The organism is Streptomyces sp. NBC_01707, assembly GCF_041438805.1.
In the GTDB taxonomy this organism is placed as follows: Bacteria; Actinomycetota; Actinomycetes; order Streptomycetales; family Streptomycetaceae; genus Streptomyces.
Genome location: NZ_CP109191.1, coordinates 161,918 through 179,472 on the forward strand (window position 1 = coordinate 161,918; position 17,555 = coordinate 179,472).

The 17,555-nt window shown below is 64.8% G+C and carries 15 protein-coding genes and 5 pseudogenes; 17 read left to right on the forward strand and 3 right to left on the reverse strand.

The genetic code is table 11. The annotated features are described in order from the left end of the window. Positions 1-315 precede the first annotated feature (315 nt). A complete protein-coding gene (locus OG963_RS43655; RefSeq protein ID WP_331750130.1) occupies positions 316-1,794 on the reverse strand; it encodes a catalase in 1,479 nt (492 codons plus the stop codon). Between the two features lie 592 nt (positions 1,795-2,386). Between OG963_RS43655 and OG963_RS43660 the strand changes: the two genes are divergently transcribed. From OG963_RS43660 to OG963_RS43670, 3 genes are all read left to right on the forward strand, one after another. Next, positions 2,387-2,995 carry a YceI family protein gene (locus tag OG963_RS43660; RefSeq protein ID WP_331750133.1) on the forward strand — a complete coding sequence of 203 codons (609 nt, stop codon included), beginning with the start codon at positions 2,387-2,389 and terminating at the stop codon, positions 2,993-2,995. A gap of 272 nt (positions 2,996-3,267) precedes the next feature. Next, on the forward strand, positions 3,268-3,492 hold the full coding sequence (locus tag OG963_RS43665) for a recombinase family protein (RefSeq protein WP_371800400.1): 225 nt from the start codon (positions 3,268-3,270) through the stop codon (positions 3,490-3,492). Positions 3,493-3,515: 23 nt separating this feature from the next. Further along, positions 3,516-3,701: a hypothetical protein gene (locus OG963_RS43670; RefSeq protein WP_371800401.1), complete on the forward strand. Its 186-nt coding sequence runs from the start codon at positions 3,516-3,518 to the stop codon at positions 3,699-3,701. A 1,127-nt stretch (positions 3,702-4,828) separates the two neighbouring features. On the opposite strand, the gene OG963_RS43675 is transcribed toward OG963_RS43670, so the two are convergent. After that, entirely contained in the window at positions 4,829-5,239 is a 411-nt protein-coding gene (locus tag OG963_RS43675; RefSeq protein ID WP_331750139.1) for a RidA family protein, read from the reverse strand. Between the two features lie 328 nt (positions 5,240-5,567). On the opposite strand from OG963_RS43675, the gene OG963_RS43680 reads away from it, so the two are divergent. The 13 genes and pseudogenes from OG963_RS43680 to OG963_RS43740 all read left to right on the forward strand — a co-directional run. After that, entirely contained in the window at positions 5,568-6,386 is an 819-nt protein-coding gene (locus tag OG963_RS43680) for an alpha/beta hydrolase (protein ID WP_331750143.1), read from the forward strand. A gap of 842 nt (positions 6,387-7,228) precedes the next feature. Next, positions 7,229-7,427: pseudogene (locus OG963_RS43685) on the forward strand (peptide-methionine (R)-S-oxide reductase); the annotation flags it as partial. Between the two features lie 105 nt (positions 7,428-7,532). After that, positions 7,533-8,045: a peptide-methionine (S)-S-oxide reductase MsrA gene (gene msrA / locus OG963_RS43690; RefSeq protein ID WP_331750145.1), complete on the forward strand. Its 513-nt coding sequence runs from the start codon at positions 7,533-7,535 to the stop codon at positions 8,043-8,045. 394 nt (positions 8,046-8,439) lie between these two features. Next, the gene (locus OG963_RS43695; protein WP_331750319.1) at positions 8,440-9,039 is read left to right on the forward strand and encodes a sulfite oxidase-like oxidoreductase; all 600 of its coding nucleotides are present in this window, start codon (positions 8,440-8,442) and stop codon (positions 9,037-9,039) included. After that, positions 9,009-9,764, forward strand: a complete 756-nt coding sequence (locus OG963_RS43700) for a ferredoxin reductase (RefSeq protein ID WP_331750148.1) — start codon at positions 9,009-9,011, stop codon at positions 9,762-9,764. Before OG963_RS43695 ends, OG963_RS43700 begins: the two co-directional genes overlap by 31 nt. Before the next feature lies 1 nt (position 9,765). After that, a pseudogene (locus OG963_RS43705) lies at positions 9,766-10,071 on the forward strand (DUF6510 family protein). Between the two features lie 113 nt (positions 10,072-10,184). After that, a complete protein-coding gene (locus OG963_RS43710; protein WP_331750150.1) occupies positions 10,185-10,388 on the forward strand; it encodes a cold-shock protein in 204 nt (67 codons plus the stop codon). Between the two features lie 208 nt (positions 10,389-10,596). Further along, on the forward strand, positions 10,597-10,998 hold the full coding sequence (locus OG963_RS43715) for a hypothetical protein (protein WP_331750152.1): 402 nt from the start codon (positions 10,597-10,599) through the stop codon (positions 10,996-10,998). Continuing rightward, on the forward strand, positions 10,995-11,366 hold the full coding sequence (locus OG963_RS43720) for a hypothetical protein (protein ID WP_331750155.1): 372 nt from the start codon (positions 10,995-10,997) through the stop codon (positions 11,364-11,366). The genes OG963_RS43715 and OG963_RS43720 overlap by 4 nt, the downstream gene beginning before the upstream one ends. A 334-nt stretch (positions 11,367-11,700) precedes the next feature. Then, a complete protein-coding gene (locus OG963_RS43725; protein ID WP_331750158.1) occupies positions 11,701-11,898 on the forward strand; it encodes a hypothetical protein in 198 nt (65 codons plus the stop codon). Positions 11,899-11,976: 78 nt separating this feature from the next. Further along, positions 11,977-12,711 (forward strand): annotated as a pseudogene (locus tag OG963_RS43730) (transposase). Between the two features lie 401 nt (positions 12,712-13,112). After that, positions 13,113-14,171: a bifunctional DNA primase/polymerase gene (locus OG963_RS43735; RefSeq protein ID WP_331750160.1), complete on the forward strand. Its 1,059-nt coding sequence runs from the start codon at positions 13,113-13,115 to the stop codon at positions 14,169-14,171. Between the two features lie 94 nt (positions 14,172-14,265). Continuing rightward, positions 14,266-14,542: pseudogene (locus OG963_RS43740) on the forward strand (transposase family protein); the annotation flags it as partial. 258 nt (positions 14,543-14,800) lie between these two features. On the opposite strand, the pseudogene OG963_RS43745 reads toward OG963_RS43740, so the two are convergent. Then, a pseudogene (locus OG963_RS43745) lies at positions 14,801-15,567 on the reverse strand (transposase). Positions 15,568-15,667: 100 nt separating this feature from the next. Between OG963_RS43745 and OG963_RS43750 the strand changes: the two are divergent. Beyond that, complete coding sequence (locus OG963_RS43750; RefSeq protein ID WP_331750166.1) at positions 15,668-16,081, forward strand: hypothetical protein; 414 nt, start codon at positions 15,668-15,670, stop codon at positions 16,079-16,081. The last annotated feature ends 1,474 nt before the right edge of the window (positions 16,082-17,555 follow it).

Here is a 17,555-nt window from a genome sequence, read left to right on the forward strand (position 1 = left end):
GGCGCATGGTGAAGGAGGAAAGATCGCGCAGTAGGACACTCGTCAGATTGGCGGATACCTGTGGCGTAGCGATACAAGCCCTGCGTCTCTCGTCACGAAGCTCGTGCAGGGCATTTGCCTTTTTGGCGTCCTGTGTTCGGCCGGTCGGACAGTTCCGACGGGGTCGGTGAGCGGAGCTCTAAACCTGAACGCGAGCCCAGCTCGTCCGAGGTAGTGCTGCTGGACGGGCGCCGCCCGCTGACGGTCACCGAGGGGGGCCGACCCACTCAGTGCGGAAAGGGAGGATCGGGCGACCCCTCGGGCCGTATTCTGGATTTAGCCGCGACGGGCTTGGACCGCGACCTCGAGCCGCTTGCCGAAGTCGCCGTCCGCCTGGCGGAAGTTGTTGATCGCGCGCTCGGCGATGTCGTCGCGCGAGACCTTGGCGATGAACCCGGCGAGGTTGTCGATCAGCCGCACCTTCTCGTCCTCGGAGAGGAGCCGGTACAGGTTCCCGGCCTGCACGAAGTCGTTGTCCTCGGCGTGGCGCGGCGCCTCGTGCGTACCGGTCTCACCGGTGACGGAGGTGGGCTCCCACAGCGGACGGTCGGTCTGGACCGGTCCGCCGAAGCTGTTGGGCTCGTAGTTCTTCGCACCCTTGTGGCGGCCGTCGTACAGGTGGCCGTCCCGGCTGTTCGTCCGCGCCTCGGTGGCGTGCGGACGGTTCACGGGCAGGTGGTCGGCGTTGATCCCGACGCGGTAGCGGTGGGCGTCGCCGTAGGCGAAGAGGCGGCCCTGGAGCATCTTGTCCGGGGACGGGCCGATGCCCGGCACGAAGTGCGCGGGGCTGAAGATCGACTGCTCGGTCTCCGCGAAGATGTTCTCGGGGTTGCGGTTGAGCTCCAGCTTCCCGATCTCGATCGGCGGGTAGTCCTCGTGCGGCCAGACCTTGGTGAGGTCGAACGGGTTGAAGCGGTACGTGGCCGCCTCGGACGCGGGCATGATCTGGACCTGCACCGTCCATGACGGGAAGTCGCCGCGCTCGATCGCCTCGCGCAGATCGCGCTGGTGGCTGTCCGGGTCCTCGCCGGCGAGCTTGTTGGCCTCGGCCTGCGTGAGGTTCTTGATGCCCTGGTCGGTCTTGAAGTGGTACTTGACCCAGAAGACCTCGCCGGCCTCGTTGTTCCACTGGTACGTGTGCGAGCCGTACCCGTTCATGTGGCGCAGCGTGGCCGGGATGCCGCGGTCACCGAAGAGCCAGGTCACCTGGTGGGTGGACTCGGGCGACAGCCCCCAGAAGTCCCAGACGTTGTCCGCCTCCTGCGAGCCGGTGTACGGATCGCGCTTCTGGGTGTGGATGAAGTCCGGGAACTTGATGGCGTCCTTGATGAAGAACACCGGGGTGTTGTTACCGACGAGGTCGTAGTTGCCCTCTTCGGTGTAGAACCTGAGCGCGAAGCCACGCGGGTCGCGCACCGCGTCGGCGGAGCCGAGGCTGCCCGCGACGGTGGAGAAGCGCAGGAACGTCTCGGTCTGCTTGCCGACCTCGGAGAGGAACTTCGCACGCGTCCACCGCGAGACGTCGCGGGTCAGCGTGAAGGTGCCGTACGCACCGGCGCCACGGGCGTGCACGATGCGCTCCGGAATGCGCTCACGGTTGAAGTGCGCGAGCTTCTCCAGCAGCGACTGGTCCTGCACCAGGACCGGACCACCGACGCCTGCGGTCTGACTGTTCTGGTTGTCGGCGACCGGCGCGCCGGCCTCCGTGGTGAGCGGTCCCTGCGTCACGTGCGCCTCCAACGCTTTTTCTCGCATTTTTCTTCCTTCATCGAATTGTTCTGGACTCTGGTAAATCTTGCAAAGGACTTCCGCGAAATGCTGTGAGAGCAGTGCTGAATGACCCGTACTGATTGGAACTACTAGCCAGTCTAAATGAGTGTCAATTTTGCAAGATAGCTACCTTGTGGCAATGGAGTGAACCTTCAACTGCGAAGAGTCCCCATATGGGAGATCTAAGACCCTGCGAGAAAACCTGAATAGGAGATGAGCGCCGTGGGCACTCCTGCGGCACGCATCTTCACTCTGACTGACGTTTGAGCGTGCTAACTTGCGCGATCGGCCCTCAGGTGTGACGGCATTCCTCGCAACACATCTACGGAGTGCTTTCGACCTGCACCCCGTGGTTCTCCGTTGCGGCCGGATATCAAATTTCGGGAAGGATCTGCGACCACTCCTGAGATACCCGGCTCGCACTCGCGATTCTGTAGGCGACAATCTAAATTTCGAAGTACGGAGCGGATGATGTTGAACTTGAATGGATGAGATCCACCTGTAGTCCTATTGAAGATAAAGCAGACCGACGTCACGGCTCCGCTCGGAACCGTGGCCCGTCCCAAGGAGCACAATTATGGGCATCTTCGGCCGCAAGTCCGCCGCCGAGTCGCCGGCGGCCGCCGCGACCCACGTCACCCCTGAGTTGGCCGCGCTGACCGGCGACTACACGATCGACCCGTCGCACTCGACGATCGGCTTCGTCGCGCGCCACGCGATGGTCACGAACGTGAAGGGTTCGTTCCTTGACTTCACGGGTTCGCTGCACCTGGATGGCAGCGACCCGTCCAAGTCCACGGCGAGCCTCGACATCAAGATGGACAGCATCGACACCGGGTCCGCTGACCGCGACGGCCACCTGAAGACCTCCGACTTCTTCAAGACGGACGAGTTCCCGACGATGACCTTCCGCTCCACCAAGGCGGAGGCCCTGGGCGGCGACGACTACCGGATTACGGGCGACCTGGAGATCCTCGGCGCCACCAAGGAGATCTGCATCGACCTGGACTTCTACGGTGCCGCGAAGGACCCGTTCGGCAACGAGCGCGTGGGCTTCGAGGGCAAGTCTGAGCTCCTGCGCTCCGAGTGGGGCCTCACCTGGAACGCGGCGCTGGAGACTGGCGGCGTCCTCGTCTCCGACAAGATAAAGCTGAACTTCGACATCTCCGCCATCAAGAACGCCTGATCCCACTGCCCGTGCTCAACAGGCTCACCAACTTCGTCGTCATGCCTAGTGTTGTGTGCACGCATGGTTCCGGGCATGGAGTTGCTGCGTATGTCCAAGGCTGCGAAGCGTCTCGGGATACACCCGATGACGTTTCGTCAGTGGGCGTTTGGAACGCAAGATCCCCTTTCACGTGGGTCGGTCGTGAGCGCCGGTTATTCTTGGTTGATGTCGAGAACGTGAAGCGCAGCAGTGACTCTTCAATTTCGCGCCCGCGTCTGGAGTTGCTGTACATGAGCGTGTCCGGCTCGTCCGGGCGGGAGTCCTCGTTGGAGGTGCAGGAGGTCGAGCTGCGGGCCGCCTCGACGGGCAAGATCGTCAAGGTCGTCCGGGATCGTGGCTCGGGCCTGAAGGAGAACCGGCCCGGTTTGAACCGGGTGTTGACGATGGTGGCCGACGGATCAGTCACTGTCGTGCGCGTCACGCACGAGGGCCCTGGCTGGCCCGGTTCGGTGTGAGCTGGCTTAGGCGGCTGTTCGCCGTGTACGGGCTCACCGTGGAAGTGTTGCACCCGAAGAAGCTCGGCGGCCGGGATGAGCTGCTGGAGGATTTTGTCTCTCTGGTGACGACATTCGCCGGGCGCTTGTATGGGATGCATAGTGCGGAGAACCGCAAGCGGTTGCTGGCCGAGTCCTGCTCTGGCGGAACGGGTGGGCTGGTGTGCTGACCTCGTGGCCGGTATGACCTGCGCGCTGCCGGTCGCACATTGGAATTCCACCGACGTGGATGAACTGGCTGACGGACAAGAACCGGGCGGCCGGGAGCTGCCGTCGAACGCGTGGATGGCACTGCGCCGCCTGGACTAGACGGTCTTCTGCGAGGTGAAGGTCAACGATCGGATCGTGCGCATGGCCCAGGAGTAGGTGGTCGTGCACTGCGGTCGGTGAAGTGGCGAGCCGATCTGGTGGCCGGTGTGCTGGCCGTGGGGCCCGGAAGTCCCGAAGAAGCGCACCGGCGAGGAATGGGACGCCGTGCGTGCCGCGATGCCCGGCGGCGAGCACCCTCCGTCCAACATCATTCGTACCCGCACTCGGCAGATCACCTCCTTCGAGCGCAACTCGGCCGTGCCTGGTCGACGTGTTCGAGCTGGAGCCCACATCGCGTGTGGCCCGCATGCTGCTCCTCCCCGCCTGCGACGGGCAGCAGGCCACATCGAACGGTCCGTGACCGAGCCGACGAGGGCCCTGCTGCGGCTGCAACTCCCCACTCGGCCAATCCCGCAAACATATCGTGACTGGAGCTGGGTCGAGTGCTCGATCACGCTGCCGCCCACGGTTCTGACGAACGCGGTGATCCACCCTTCCACCCTGCGCATCGCGGGCGGGAAGGTACGCGCCGATCTCGCCTGCACCCACGCCGTGCCCAAGATCCATCGCACCGGCCACACGGTCGCGCTCGGCGTGGGCTGGGGCCTGAACACCCTTCTCAGCGCGGGTGCGGTCCGGCTGCACGACGAGGGACAGACAGATCACCGATCTCGGGGCGGGCACGCAGTTCCGGGCCGCTGGTGTGCTGCCCAAGCACTACCGGCTGCGCCGAATCTCGGAGCGTCTGCACGCCAAGGCCGACCACTACGACCGGCTCGCCGACCCTCCATGGACAGCAGGGTGGCGACCTTAGCGGAGGAGATCCGGCGCGTCTGGGCGCGCCGCTCGAACCTCAATCGCTTGACGCGATATAGCAGCCTCTGGGACGTGAAGTGCCGAGGGCGTTGGTCGGGCCCCCGTGCACGGTGAAATCTTCGGACGCACGCTCGGTGAGCTCCTTCAAGGTCAACCAGTTTGACTCTGAGCGTCACTCATGAAGCGCGGCGGAGAGGTCGATCTCGACGAGCTGCCCGGGATAGCCGAGCTGTGCGACACCCAAGAGGGTGCTTGCTGCGCCGAAGGCGGGTGCGAGGGAGGAGTTCCGCAGCCGTGTCGAGACCTCGCGGAGAATGCCGGGCTCTGTGGTGACGACGTAGATCACCGCCCGTACAACCTGCTCGGGGCGCGCGTTGACGGCGGCAAGTGCGGTCAGTGCGTTGGCAGCCACTTGGTCGGTCTGGGCCAGTATGTCGCCCGGGCCGACCAGGTTACCTGCCAGATCTAGTGGGCACTGTCCGGCGAGGTGTGCGGTGCGGCCGGCTTCCACAATCGTGATGTGGTGGTAGCCGGGGGTGGCATGCAGAGTGGCGGGGTTGATCCGCGTGATGTGGTCAGACATGCGAGTCATGATATTGGGCAGTTTCAACGCGAAGTCGGCTGCCCAGGCACGAGGAGGTCTCGGAGTGCTGGACTAGGGGGTCATAGTCCCGGACATGGCGGGCATTCATGATCCAGGCCAGGCCTCCCGCAAACCGAGGAACACCACCCGCTACGTTGTCACCCTTTGACGCTGGGTCATGCAATCGGCCTCCTCCCTCGGGAGGAAGATGCGTGCCTCGTGTGTGCCTCGAGTCACTCATCTCCTATTCCCATGCTTTCGTACGTCCTTAGATGGCTGGGTCGGTGTTGCTGCCGGCCAGGGTTAACCACGCGAGAGGAATGAGCTCATGCCTACCATCACTACTCCAGACGGTGTAGAGATCTACTACAAGGACTGGGGTACTGGTCAGCCGATCGTCTTCAGTCACGGTTGGCCCCTGTCGGCTGACGACTGGGACGCGCAGATGATGTTCTTCCTGCAGCACGGCTACCGGGTGATCGCTCACGACCGGCGCGGGCATGGCCGGTCGGAGCAGGTCAGCACGGGTAATGACATGGAGCACTGGGTCGAGGACCTTGCGGCGCTGACCGCGCACCTGGGTCTTAAGGACGCAGTCCACATCGGACACTCCACGGGCGGCGGCGAGGTTGCCCGTTACGTGGCCCGTTACCAGGACAGGGTTGCCAAGGCCGTGCTGGTTGCCTCCCTGACGCCGAACATGTATCAGTCTGCGGACAACCCTGCGGGCCAGCCTCCGGAGTGGTTCGAGGCGATCAAGGACGGAACCCTGAACAATCGGACGGACTTTTTCCGTGAGGTGCCGGAAGGGCCGTTCTACGGATTTAACCTTCCGGGAGCCGAGCGGTCCGAAGGGGTCATCGCGAACTGGTGGCGGCAGGCCATGGCTGGCAGCATCCAGGCCCACTACGAGACCCCCAACTCGTGGCTGGAGGACTACACCGAGGACCTCCGGAAGATCACGGTCCCGGTTCTGGTGATGCATGGCGAGGCCGACCAGGTCGTCCCCTTCGCCAGCTCCGTCCCGCGGGCGGTCGACCTGCTCAAGAACGGCACGCAGAAGTCGTACCCGGGCTACCCGCACGGCATGCTGACCACCCACGCGGACGTCCTTAACCCCGACCTCCTCGCCTTCATCCAGTCCTGACTGTCAGTCTGGACCCGGCTGTACCAGGTGACTCTGGATAACATCGTTACCCAGAGTCAGCTGTTGGCCCCGCCGCGCGATTGGCTCGCTGCGTATCGGTACTGCCTCGCTCCCCGCTTAGTCGCATCGATCCCCCTCATCTGTGATCTGCGAAGGCCCTGTCATACGCCGTCATATGACACTTGGGGCTTGCGGCTCTATCTCCGAGATCGAGGTATCAGACCTTGCCTAACCGAGCTTGGAGCGAAGAACTCACCAGTTCTGAAGTTCTGAAGCCAACGTTGGGCGACGGAGGCAAGCCCATCCTGGCCCGCAGACAGCCCGGGCTTCGCCGAATCGGGTTGGTCCCGAACGCGGTCGGGACCAACTCACCGGAGATCCGGGAGTCTATCTCGGTCTGCCGAGAGTGGGTTTATCGACGACTCACGACAGTAGTTGTTCAGGACTGCGGGAGGCACCTGCTGCGTTGGAATGTCGATGTCGATGAGAACGGGAGGCAGTGCGCCGCCACGGCCCGCGTGACGGCGTCGATGCTGCGCCGCCGATCGCCTTGCCCCGTGGCCAGCGCTTTTGTCCTCGGCCACCCGGGCTCCGATGGCGGTTCAGACGGCGGGGCGCTTCCCCGGCGGTGGGCGGTGCCGCCCATCGTCATGAATAACAGCTCCGCGCCGGCCGCCGAAGTGCCTCCCGAACTGTTGTAGAAACGCTCCTACTCGACGTGTACAGAGCCACGAGAGGGATCGGTGTCATCATTTCGCACCGCCCGCCCTGACGTCGGAGGCTCTCCCGCTCCCAACAAGGCGGCTCTCACGCCTTCTTCTATCCCCAAAGGGTTGAGCTTCATGTCGTACGACGTCGAAAAGCCGGACGAAGAGCGGCGCGTGGAGCTGACCCCGGCCGAATACTCGGTGCTACGCATGGCCGGCACGGAGCCGACTTCATCGGTGAGTACACCGACACCAGAACGAAGTGCGTCTCTCCTGTCGGGCCTGCGGCGCCGAGCTGTTCACCTCGACAGAGAAGTTCGAGTCACGCTGCGGCTGACGCCCGATGAGGGCTAAGCTCTTGGACCCGCGCGAGACAGTCCGACAGGGTGCCTAAAAATGTTCAAACGCAGTTACTGGCTGACAGTGAAAGGCTAGCGCTATGAGCGGGCGGGAGAAGAAGGCACTGCTGGCGGGCGGCTGCTTCTGGGGCATGCAGGAGTTGATCCGGACGTTCCCGGGTGTCCTGGACACGCGGGTGGGATACAGCGGAGGCGATGTCCCGAACGCGACGTACCGGAACCACGGTACGCACGCCGAGGCGATCGAGATCACGTTCGATCCCACGAAGACCGACTACCGGACGATCCTGGAGTACTTCTTCCAGATCCACGACCCGTCGACGAGGAACCGGCAGGGCAACGACATCGGTCTCAGCTACCGGTCCGCGATCTACTATTTCGACGATGAGCAGAAGCGCGTCGCCGAGGACACCATCGCCGACCTCGATGCCTCCGGTCTGTGGCCCGGGAAGGTCGTGACTGAGGTCGTGTCGGCTGGCCCGTTTTGGGAGGCGGAGCTCGAGCACCAGGACTACCTCCAGCGCTATCCCGACGGGTACACCTGCCACTTCGTCCGCCCGAACTGGCGGCTTCCGAAGCGCGCGCAGGCCTGACGACGGAGCCACGCAGCCACTGTGCCGTGGCCATCAGCGGTTCCCGGCAAGCGGATTTGAGCCTTCGCAAAGGGCGAGATGCTCCAGCCGATCCTGTCGGATGAGCTGACCGGCACTGCGCAGCTTCCGACTGGCCGCTCGCCTCGATAGCCATCCATGGACCACAACTATCGTGCTCTCTCGCGCTCAAAATTTAGAGCGTAGGCAAGGTAATGGGCACCGAGGACACGCGCATTCGCTCCGCATCAGTGACACGCGGCGGATGATCGCTCACGGCCTGAGCTCAATGGTCACCAGCAGGAACTCAGCTCTCGTCAAAGCCCACCCTGCTCCACGACGCTACTTCATCATCCACAGTGAAATCGACAAAGCACGACAGGAAGGGGGTGACACTGTGGGGACCTTCTCACCCGGTTTCCGGGGACGGCCGAGATCCTCCGACGGGCGGCTGCCGCCCGGACAGTACGAGGCCTACGACTTCCCAGTGCTGTCTGCCGGACCCACGCCCCGGGTCAGCCGCGACACCTGGCAGTTCACGGTGACCACCGAGACCGGCGCCGAGCACACCTGGACCTGGACGGACCTGATGAGGTTGCCCTCGGAGCGGCCGACCGTGGATCTGCACTGCGTCACCAAGTGGTCCAAGTTCGACACTCTCTGGCAGGGCGTCGCGCTCGACCTCCTGCTCGCGGACGTCGAGACGGCCGCAGAGTTCGCCCTGGTCCACTCCTACGGCGGCTACACCACCAACCTACCCCTGGAAGACCTACTCGACGGGAAGGCCTGGATCGCCTACGGCTACGACGGCGACGACCTGCACCCGGAGCACGGCGGCCCGGCCCGCCTGCTGGTCCCTCACCTGTACCTGTGGAAGTCCGCCAAATGGGTGCGCGGCATCCAGCTGCTGCTCGACGACGAACCGGGCTTCTGGGAGAGCGCCGGCTACCACGACTACGGAGACCCATGGCGCGAACAGCGGTACCAGGGCGACTAGGCGACCGGCTGCCCTGGCGGGCGGCCACGCTGACGGAGCGGCGGTCGGAGACACGAGGGGCGAGCACCCTGGTCCTGGAGGTCCCCGGCTGGCCGGGACACCTGGCCGGCCAGCACGTGGACGTGCGGCTGACGGCCGCCGACGGCTACAGCACCCAGCGCAGCTACTCGATCGCGTCCGCACCGGGCGCCGAGCAGGTCGAGCTGACGGTGCAGCGCGTCACGGACGGGGAGGTGTCGCCGTACCTCGTCGACGTGTTCTGTGCCGGTGATGCGGTGGAGCTGCGCGGGCCGGTTGGCGGCTGGTTTGTGTGGCGCCCGGAGCAGACCGAGCCCGTTCTCCTGGTCGCCGGCGGCTCCGGACTGGTCCCGCTGATGGCGATGGTCCGCGCGCGTCGTGCCGTCGGTGGCCGGTCGCCGTTCCGGCTCATCTACTCGGTGCGCACCCCGGAGGACCGGCTCTACCAGGACGAACTGCGGCACACCGACCCGGGGTTGGACGTGGAGTACGTCTACACGCGCACCGCCCCCGAGGGATCGCGGCGCCCGCCCGGCCGGCTGCGCGCCGAGGACCTCGTGGCGTCCGGGTGGCCGCCCGACCTCGAGCCGACCGTCTACGTTTGTGGTCCCACCGGCTTCGTCGAGTGTGTGGCCGACCAGCTGGTCGGGCTCGGTCACGCCCCTGGACTCGTCCGCACCGAACGCTTCGGTCCCAGCGGAGGCTGACATGACCAGGCTCCCCATCGACGCACCGTACGACGCCTATGACGATGCCCCCGAGGACGGCAACGTCATGGGCCATCCCCTCTCGGGGGTTTTCGCCGTCGACCTGACCGATGCGGTCGCCACCTGCACCGGCTGCGGCTGCGCGGAACCCGTCGCCGGGCTGCGCGTCTAGGGCCGCGGGCCCGGGTTGATCGCCCGTTGCCCTGACTGCGTCCACGTCGTGCTCCGGCTGGTCCGCGGCCCCGGCACCGCCTGGCTAAATCTGCGCGGAACTGTCAGCCTGCGCATCCCGCTCAGTGGCAGCTGAGCGAACCACGAGCGACAACCGAGTAAGGAACTTTGCAACGACGAGCTCAACATGGCAGTCATACGCAGCCATGCAGCTGGGGGAGCCCCCGGCGTTATTCGGAGGACAATAGTATGGCCAGTGGCACCGTGAAGTGGTTTAACCGTGACAAGGGCTTCGGCTTCATCGAGCAGGAAGGTGGCGGCCCGGACGTCTTCGCCCACTACTCCAATATCTCCGGCGGGGGCTTCCGCGAACTGGTCGAGGGCGAGCACGTCACGTTCGACGTCACCCAGGGCCAGAAGGGCCCTCAGGCCGAGAATATCGTCCACGGCTGAAACGAATAGTCAGTCCATGGACGCCCGAAGCCTTCGGGCGTCTCGGGCTGAATCCACTCGCGTAAGAGGGCCCGTCACAGCCGGGCCCTCTTCACTGCTCTGCCGCTACGCTCCCCGTCCTGAAGGCATCCGCAGTGACGTGGTCTGCCCGCCCCACCAGAGCGTGACGCTGTTGGTCTATTAGAGGCCTGCGTCCGCCCCCTCGAAGATGAGCTCGGCTGTCGGTCCGGCGGACCTGCTCACCTTCTACGACGGCATCGTCGAGGTCACCTGGGCAGGCATCGGAAACGGCTACTTCCTCGACCGGGCAAGTGACGTTTTTCTACGGCTCCAAGCTCAGGCGCTGCCGGCACGGCCCAGAAGGTGGCAATGGGCTCGAACGTCGGCGGCGTCTTCTGCGTCGTGGGCTCTGATGGATCGGTTCATTGGCGGGACAGCGTCGCGGGACGCATGGGAGCACGACAAGGTAGCGCAACTGAACGAGCGCAGCAGCATGTTCATCAATGATGGCGCCTATGTTCTATCTAAACCTCAGACGAACTGGAAATATGGCCATATCTTACGTCTTTTCCGTTCATGGGCGAGACGGGTAATAAAGGAAAACGAATGAAGTTCATGAAGTCTCTGTCCAGTGTCGCCGCTATAGCAGCCCTTACGGGTGGAGTAACAATCGTCAACGTGGGCACCGCCAATGCGGCGTCCACGGTTACCGTGTGCATGGATGTCAACTTCGTCAATTGTAAGAATTACCCGACAATGGTCGCAACTCTCCGGGAGCTCGGTGCGGCTAATGACAAGATTTCTTCGATTGCCGCGGTTCCGGTCCGGATGTGCTTCTATGACGACGCTAGCTTCCAGGGTAATTACATGGTGCTGCCTGCTGGCGGCTCTGTGTCAGACCTCCGCAGCGTAAAGTACATCTGGGATGGGAAGGTCCAGGACACGAACGACAAGATCTCCTCCTGGAGGCCCTGCTGAACCTCTTTAAGAACTCTCTGAGGCTGTACTCAAGTTGATTCTAAGGGCTGTCCCGTATAAGGAGTGAGCTGGGCGTTTACCTGACGGTACGGTCGTTGGGTGGAGTCGATGAGGGTGAGCGAGTGCCCGTTGCACGGGGCCGATGTGCGTCCTGATTACCTGGTCGGGAGGCGTCTTGAATAAGTGGTGGCTTCGTGGCATCTGTACGGCACGGAGGTTCCCTCCGACCCGCTGGACGTGTGGCTGATCGACGGCGAGGCAGTCGCCACGCACATCACGACCGGTTCGAACTGGTGCCTGATCGTGGAGACGTCGGCCCCTCACGGGATACGACATGGCGGAGTCAGGTCGCATCGAGGTGGCGTCGATCAGCGGCGAGACCCCGTTCGCGGACCATCTGGGCAAGACGGTACTGGCAGTCAGCGAAGTGGGTGCCCCGGACAACGAGCGGCTCGCACTAGAGATCGCCTTCGACTCTGGCCGTGTCCGGTGCGAGACCTGGTCCGGAGCGCTCCGCCTGCCCAGCACGTGATCAGCACACCAGCCGCGGCTGGAACCGTGTGAGGCTCCCGCCGTGGTTGGTGTGATCACGGCGCCGTAGCCGCCCTGGATAGGCCCCGTTCACCGGGCTGAGCCCCCGCTGCTTTGGCACGTTGGTGACACAGTTGCGGCGTGAAGGGGCTGACTTGGTCCGCAGAGGCCGACCGTGGAGCCTGCCGCTGGAGGACCGGGTACTGCTGGGCACGGCCCACTGGCGTACCAACTTGACGCTGCGGCAGCTCGCACCACTGTTCGACGTCTCGAAGTCCGCGGATGACCGGCTCATCAGCCACCTCGGTCCCCTGCTCGCGCTCAAACCCCGCAGACGGTTCCGCAAGGACACCGTGCTCATCGTGGACGGAACCCTGGTCTTCACCCGCGACCACACGGTGGCCGAGCAGTCGTAGAACTACCGCTACTCCACCAATCACCAGGTTGTCATCGACGCCGACACCCGGCTTGTCGTCATGGTCGGCCGGCCGTGCCCGGCAACCGCAATGGCTGCAAGGCGTGGGCACTGTCCGGAGCCAAGGGCACCGTCGGCCGCACCACCGTGATCGCTGACGGCGGCTACCGGGGCACCGGCCTGGTTACCCCGCACCGCCGCGATCGCGGGCAGAGCGAACTGCAGGCCTGGAAGGAAGAGCACAACACTTCCCACCGCCAGGTCCGCGCCCGTGTCGAGCACGCCTCCGCCCGCATGAAGACCTGGAAGATCCTCCGCGACTGCCGCTTGCAGGGCGACGGCATACACCACGCGATGAGTGGAATCGCCCGCCTGCACAACCGTGCCCTCGGCCGATAGACGAGCACAGCAGGCAGCAGCCGATCACGGCCACACTGACTCGAAGATCTTTACGGGACAAGCCTAGGCGACGTCTCCACAGTGAGAGGGACTGACGCGACTCAGGCCGGTAGCTATCAGCGCGTTAGAGGTACTTGGTTAGACACGCGCGTGTAGTGCCTCGGCATATCAGGTACGGGACTGAACTGGGGACTGAACTGTCTCCGCAGGGGTGGCAGAGCAACGGGACTACGGGACTGGCGGCCCCCGCCTGCTCGTCCTGCCCTGCTGAGCTACGCTCTGCTGGTCAATTCCGAAATCTTAGTCCCGTCAGACCTATAGATCCGTCGACGGCGGGCCTGAAGGAATACAGACTTCAAGCACGGACGCACGAGGACGATTCATTGGCCAGCCCGCCCGCGATGCAGGACGCGACCCCCCGCGGGAGCGGGACGGGTCGTGCTGTCGCCCTCTGGTGCGCCAAACAGGGCTGGCCGGTCCACCCGCTTGCTCCTGGTTACAAGGTCCCGCCGGCCAACTGCCAAACCTGCAGGGGACAGGGGCACTCCATCACTTCCTGTGAGTGCCGTGATTTGGGTCGTTGGTGTCACGGATTCCACGCTGCCACGACAATCCCTGCTCATATCGACGAGTGGTGGCGAGAGGAACCCCGTTTCGGTGTCGGAGTCTCATGCGGGCCCGCCAACCTGATAGTGCTGGACGTCGACGCACACGCGTCTCAGGTCCCCGACCGCTCCCGCCTCTTGCCCGGCATTCCGATCGGCCCGGACGTCAACCTTGCCGGTCTGGCCACCGGCTTCGACACGTTGGCTCTCCTGGCTGCCCTACGAAGCCAGCCGGATCCCACCACGCAGGACACCACGCTGCGCGTGCAGACCCCGTCAGGGGGACTGCACATCTGGTATCGCAATCCCGCCCCCGAGATCCGATACCGGTCTTCAACCGGCTCAAGTCTCAAGAGGGCCCTGGCCTGGCAGGTCGACATCCGCGCAGACAACGGATACATCGTCGCCCCACAAACCCGAACTCTGGCTGGGACGTACCGCCGGATCGGCGCATGCCGCTACCCCGCCCCGTTGCCGGACTGGATCGCAACGGAACTCGTCCGCACCGGCCACGTTCCTACGACCCAGCCCACAGCAGCCCACCCGCCCAAGCCTCCACGACAGCGTCGAGCCCCGAAAGCCGCAGAGCGCATGATGCAGCCACTTCTCGATGCCGTATCCGCTTGCGTCGCGATCCCACAGGGCGCGAGCTTTACGGAGAAGCTCAACCGCGCTGCCTACACCGCGGGTGGCCTGATCCAGGGTGGCCACCTCACCGAACCCGAAGCACGAACTCTTCTGCTGGATGCAGCGCGCACGGCCCGCCCGCACCAAGAACATCGCAACACCACGATCATCGAGTCCGCTCTGTCCGCGGGCGCGCAGCGCCCGCTCCATCCCCAGAGACGTTCATGAGCTCCGAGTCCGGCGGCTTCGACGCCGAAGCCGCCGCTACGCAGATCTCCCGGCACAGACAGTGGTTTCGTATTGGGATGGGCTGGCACCCCGCCTGGCCGGCATCAGTGCGGGCGTGACCGTCCTCGCTGACGGCGCTCACATCAACACCGTCCTCGTCGTCCCGCACCGCAATCGCGCCGGCCGGGCCCTGCTGCGCGACGAGGAAGCCGACAACACCGAGCACCGGAGAGTCCGGGCCCCGCGTCGAGCATGCCTTCGCCGGCATGAAGCAGTACGAGATCCTCCGTGACTGCCGACAGCGCGGAAACGGTCTCCACCACGCTGTGCAGTCGGTGACTCACATGTACAATCTCGCCCTCGCCGCATGATCACCCCCGCCATGAAACCCGCGCAGGCCTGTCCAGGCAAAGCCTTCTGCAACACGGGGAAGCTTCACCTGGCCCACTTCTCTCGCAAGCAGTTGAATTCTGCTGGAACCTACGTCGGGTCGGAGTCGAGCCGCGTATATGCAGCCGTGGACAGTAGCGGTAGCGGGACCGGCTCTACGAAATCGATTGCTAAGGGCCGTCCCGTAAATGATCTCTGAGTGGCCTCGGGCATGGTGGGCTGCTGTGCGGCGGGATGGTCTATGCGGCGAGGGCGAGGTTGTGCATCCGTGCGATGCCGAGCATGGCGTGGTGGACGCCGTCGCCTTTGAGGCGGCAGTCGCGGAGGATCTTCCAAGTCTTCATGCGGGCGAAGACGTGCTCGACGCGGGCGCGGACCTGCTTGTGAGACTTTTTGTGGGCCTGCTTCCAGTCGGGCAATTCCTCGCTCTTGCGGCGCCGGTGGGGCATCACGAGCCCGGTCCCCGGATAGCCCCCGTCGGCGATGGCCATGGTCTTGCCGACTGCGGCCTTCGCTCCGGACTCCTCCCACGCCTTGCAGTCGTTGCGGTTGCCGGGCAGGGGCCGGCCGACCACCACGACCAGGCGGGTGTCGGCGTCTATGACGACCTGATGGTTGGTGGAGTACCTGTAGTTCTTCGACTGCTCGGCGACGGTGTGATCGCGGGTGGGCACCAGGGTGCCGTCAACGATCAGCACGGTGTCTTTCGCGAACCGCTTGCGGGGCTGGAGAGCGAGCATCGGCCCGAGGTGATCGATGATCCGGTCCGCCGTCGACTTGGAAACCCCGAACAGTGGGCCCAGCTGGCGCATGGTCAGGTTCGTGCGCCAGTAGGCCGCAACCAGCAGGGCCCGGTCCTCAAGCGGCAGACTCCACGGTCGGCCCCTGCGGACCGCATCCGCACCCTCGCGCCGCAGAACCGTCACCAGCTTCCCGAACTGCCGCGGGCTCAGCCCGGTGAACGGCCTATCCAGGACGGCTCCGAAGCCGTGATTACACCAGGCACGGCGAGATCGTCTCATCTTGATCATCGTGCGGGTCCGGTCAGCCCCTGGCGGGACATATCTCGTTCGTCCGGACGGATCCGGCGTGAGAGCCTCGCGCCTGTGGCTACTGAAACCGAGGTGGGAGAGCTGTTGCACCAGCGCGGCTGGCGGACGGCATTCACAGTCGCTGAGAGGGTGAACGCGTGGGCCACCCTGGTGAGCTTCATCGAGCGTGGCTATGGCGACGACATCTACGAGTACACCAACGACCTGTACTGCCGGAACTGGCTGCACGAGGCGTGGCTCCTGCTGGATGAACACATCGTCCAGCTCTGGACCCCGCAGATTAAAGCTCTGGATGACCGGTACAAGGCCGCGACCGTGGACGATGATGGCCAAGCACTTGACCAGTTCCACAGGCTGCCCGGCCCCGACCTGTGGTGGTGGCGGCGACACCCCCGCATCCTCACCAAAGACCTCGGGCGTTCGCTTCGCTCGGCCGGCGCCGTCGGCACCGACCCGGACACCGCGTGACCCTCAGCCTCCTGGGATTACGGGACAGCCCTTAGGGGGCTCCTGTGGGGGTCACGAGGAATGTAGGAGGCCCCTCGCAGGCCTGATGAGTCTGGGAACTTCTGATCAGGTGGCTGCCTTCGGCTGTCTGACCATTTCGAGTCCGCCGCTAGGAGGCTTCGCGCGGACATTCCGGAACGCAGTTGCGGAGCCTCCTGCGAGGGCCGCGGTGCGCGCCCGGGGCGGAGAACGGTGTCGAAAAGGGGAGCGCGCCGCCGACCGCGTACAACTCACCCGTCTGCCCGTCTGCCAGCGGCTGGCCTCGGTTGTCCACCCCACTCACCGCACCTGGGGTACCGGAGCGCGGAGCATGCCCGACCAGGACGTCGCCCAGCCGGCCAGCGTGAACTCCCGGGAGACCCAGGGCAGGGCACGTCTGCAAGAGCGAAGTCGGCACGTAGCCGGGTGCCAGGCAGAGCCGTGAAGTGCCGGGCCACGAGATCGCTCGGCACCGGGCGGCCGATGAGCTGCCCCAGACGCGGCCGGGATAGGGAGGACATCGACGCGGGCGTCGTACTCCTCGGGGCTGAACACGGCGGCGGACATCGTCCTGTCGCGTTGTGCCATGGCTCCCGTGCCCGGCAGGGTACGCAGCGATCCTCCGTTGGCGAACGCCTACCACATTGCGGACAACACGCGCGGGCCGGCCGACGGCCAGCCACGAAGACCCGACGCGGAGCGGGGCCCACTGTCTGGATTCGCTCAGCCACGGGGAGTCGCCAGGCGGTCGACCGCTACGAACCAGGATCGATGCCAGCCACACGGCCCACGACTCGAACCTACTCAGACCGACCGCATCATAGGCCCGGGCGAGCCCGTCTTTCACGCCCCGTTCTTACCAATGCAGATTGGCCGTTGGCGTCGGAGTGCAGTGCCTTGCTGCAAACCCGCGGCACCTTCAGGGGGTGTGAAGGTGCCGCGGGTGTTTCACAGTAGACTAATATAAGTTGGATGAGTCAATAAACCGGCAACAATTCCCGGTGAGCCAGGACTGACGCCATCCCAAAACAGTTTCCAGCGGCAACCAGGCTACTGAGTGACGAAGTGATCGCATAGAACACTGGTGCCAAAGGTGTGCGTCGGTCGCCCTCGGTCCGAGAGGCGAAATCCATCAGGACCCGCTAACTGATCATTTCAGAATGAGGTTCGTTGGGGGCCTCGGCAGTCGGTGGTTGTGTGGGCGGGATTGGTCTGCGCCTGCTGATCTTGTACCTGCTGACCTGTGGGAGCACATGGTCCCGCTGTTGCCGGCCCGTCTGTCCGGGTGCCATCGGTCTCCCGGGCGGTTGCTGACGGATCACCACGATGCGCTGCGGGGGATCGTTTTGCGTGCTGTGCAGGGGTGTGAGTCGACGGGATGCTCCGGCGGAGCTGGTCGGCTGCGGTGGCGTGAGGGCCTGGCCTCTGCGGGACTGGACCGAGCCTGGCGTCTGGC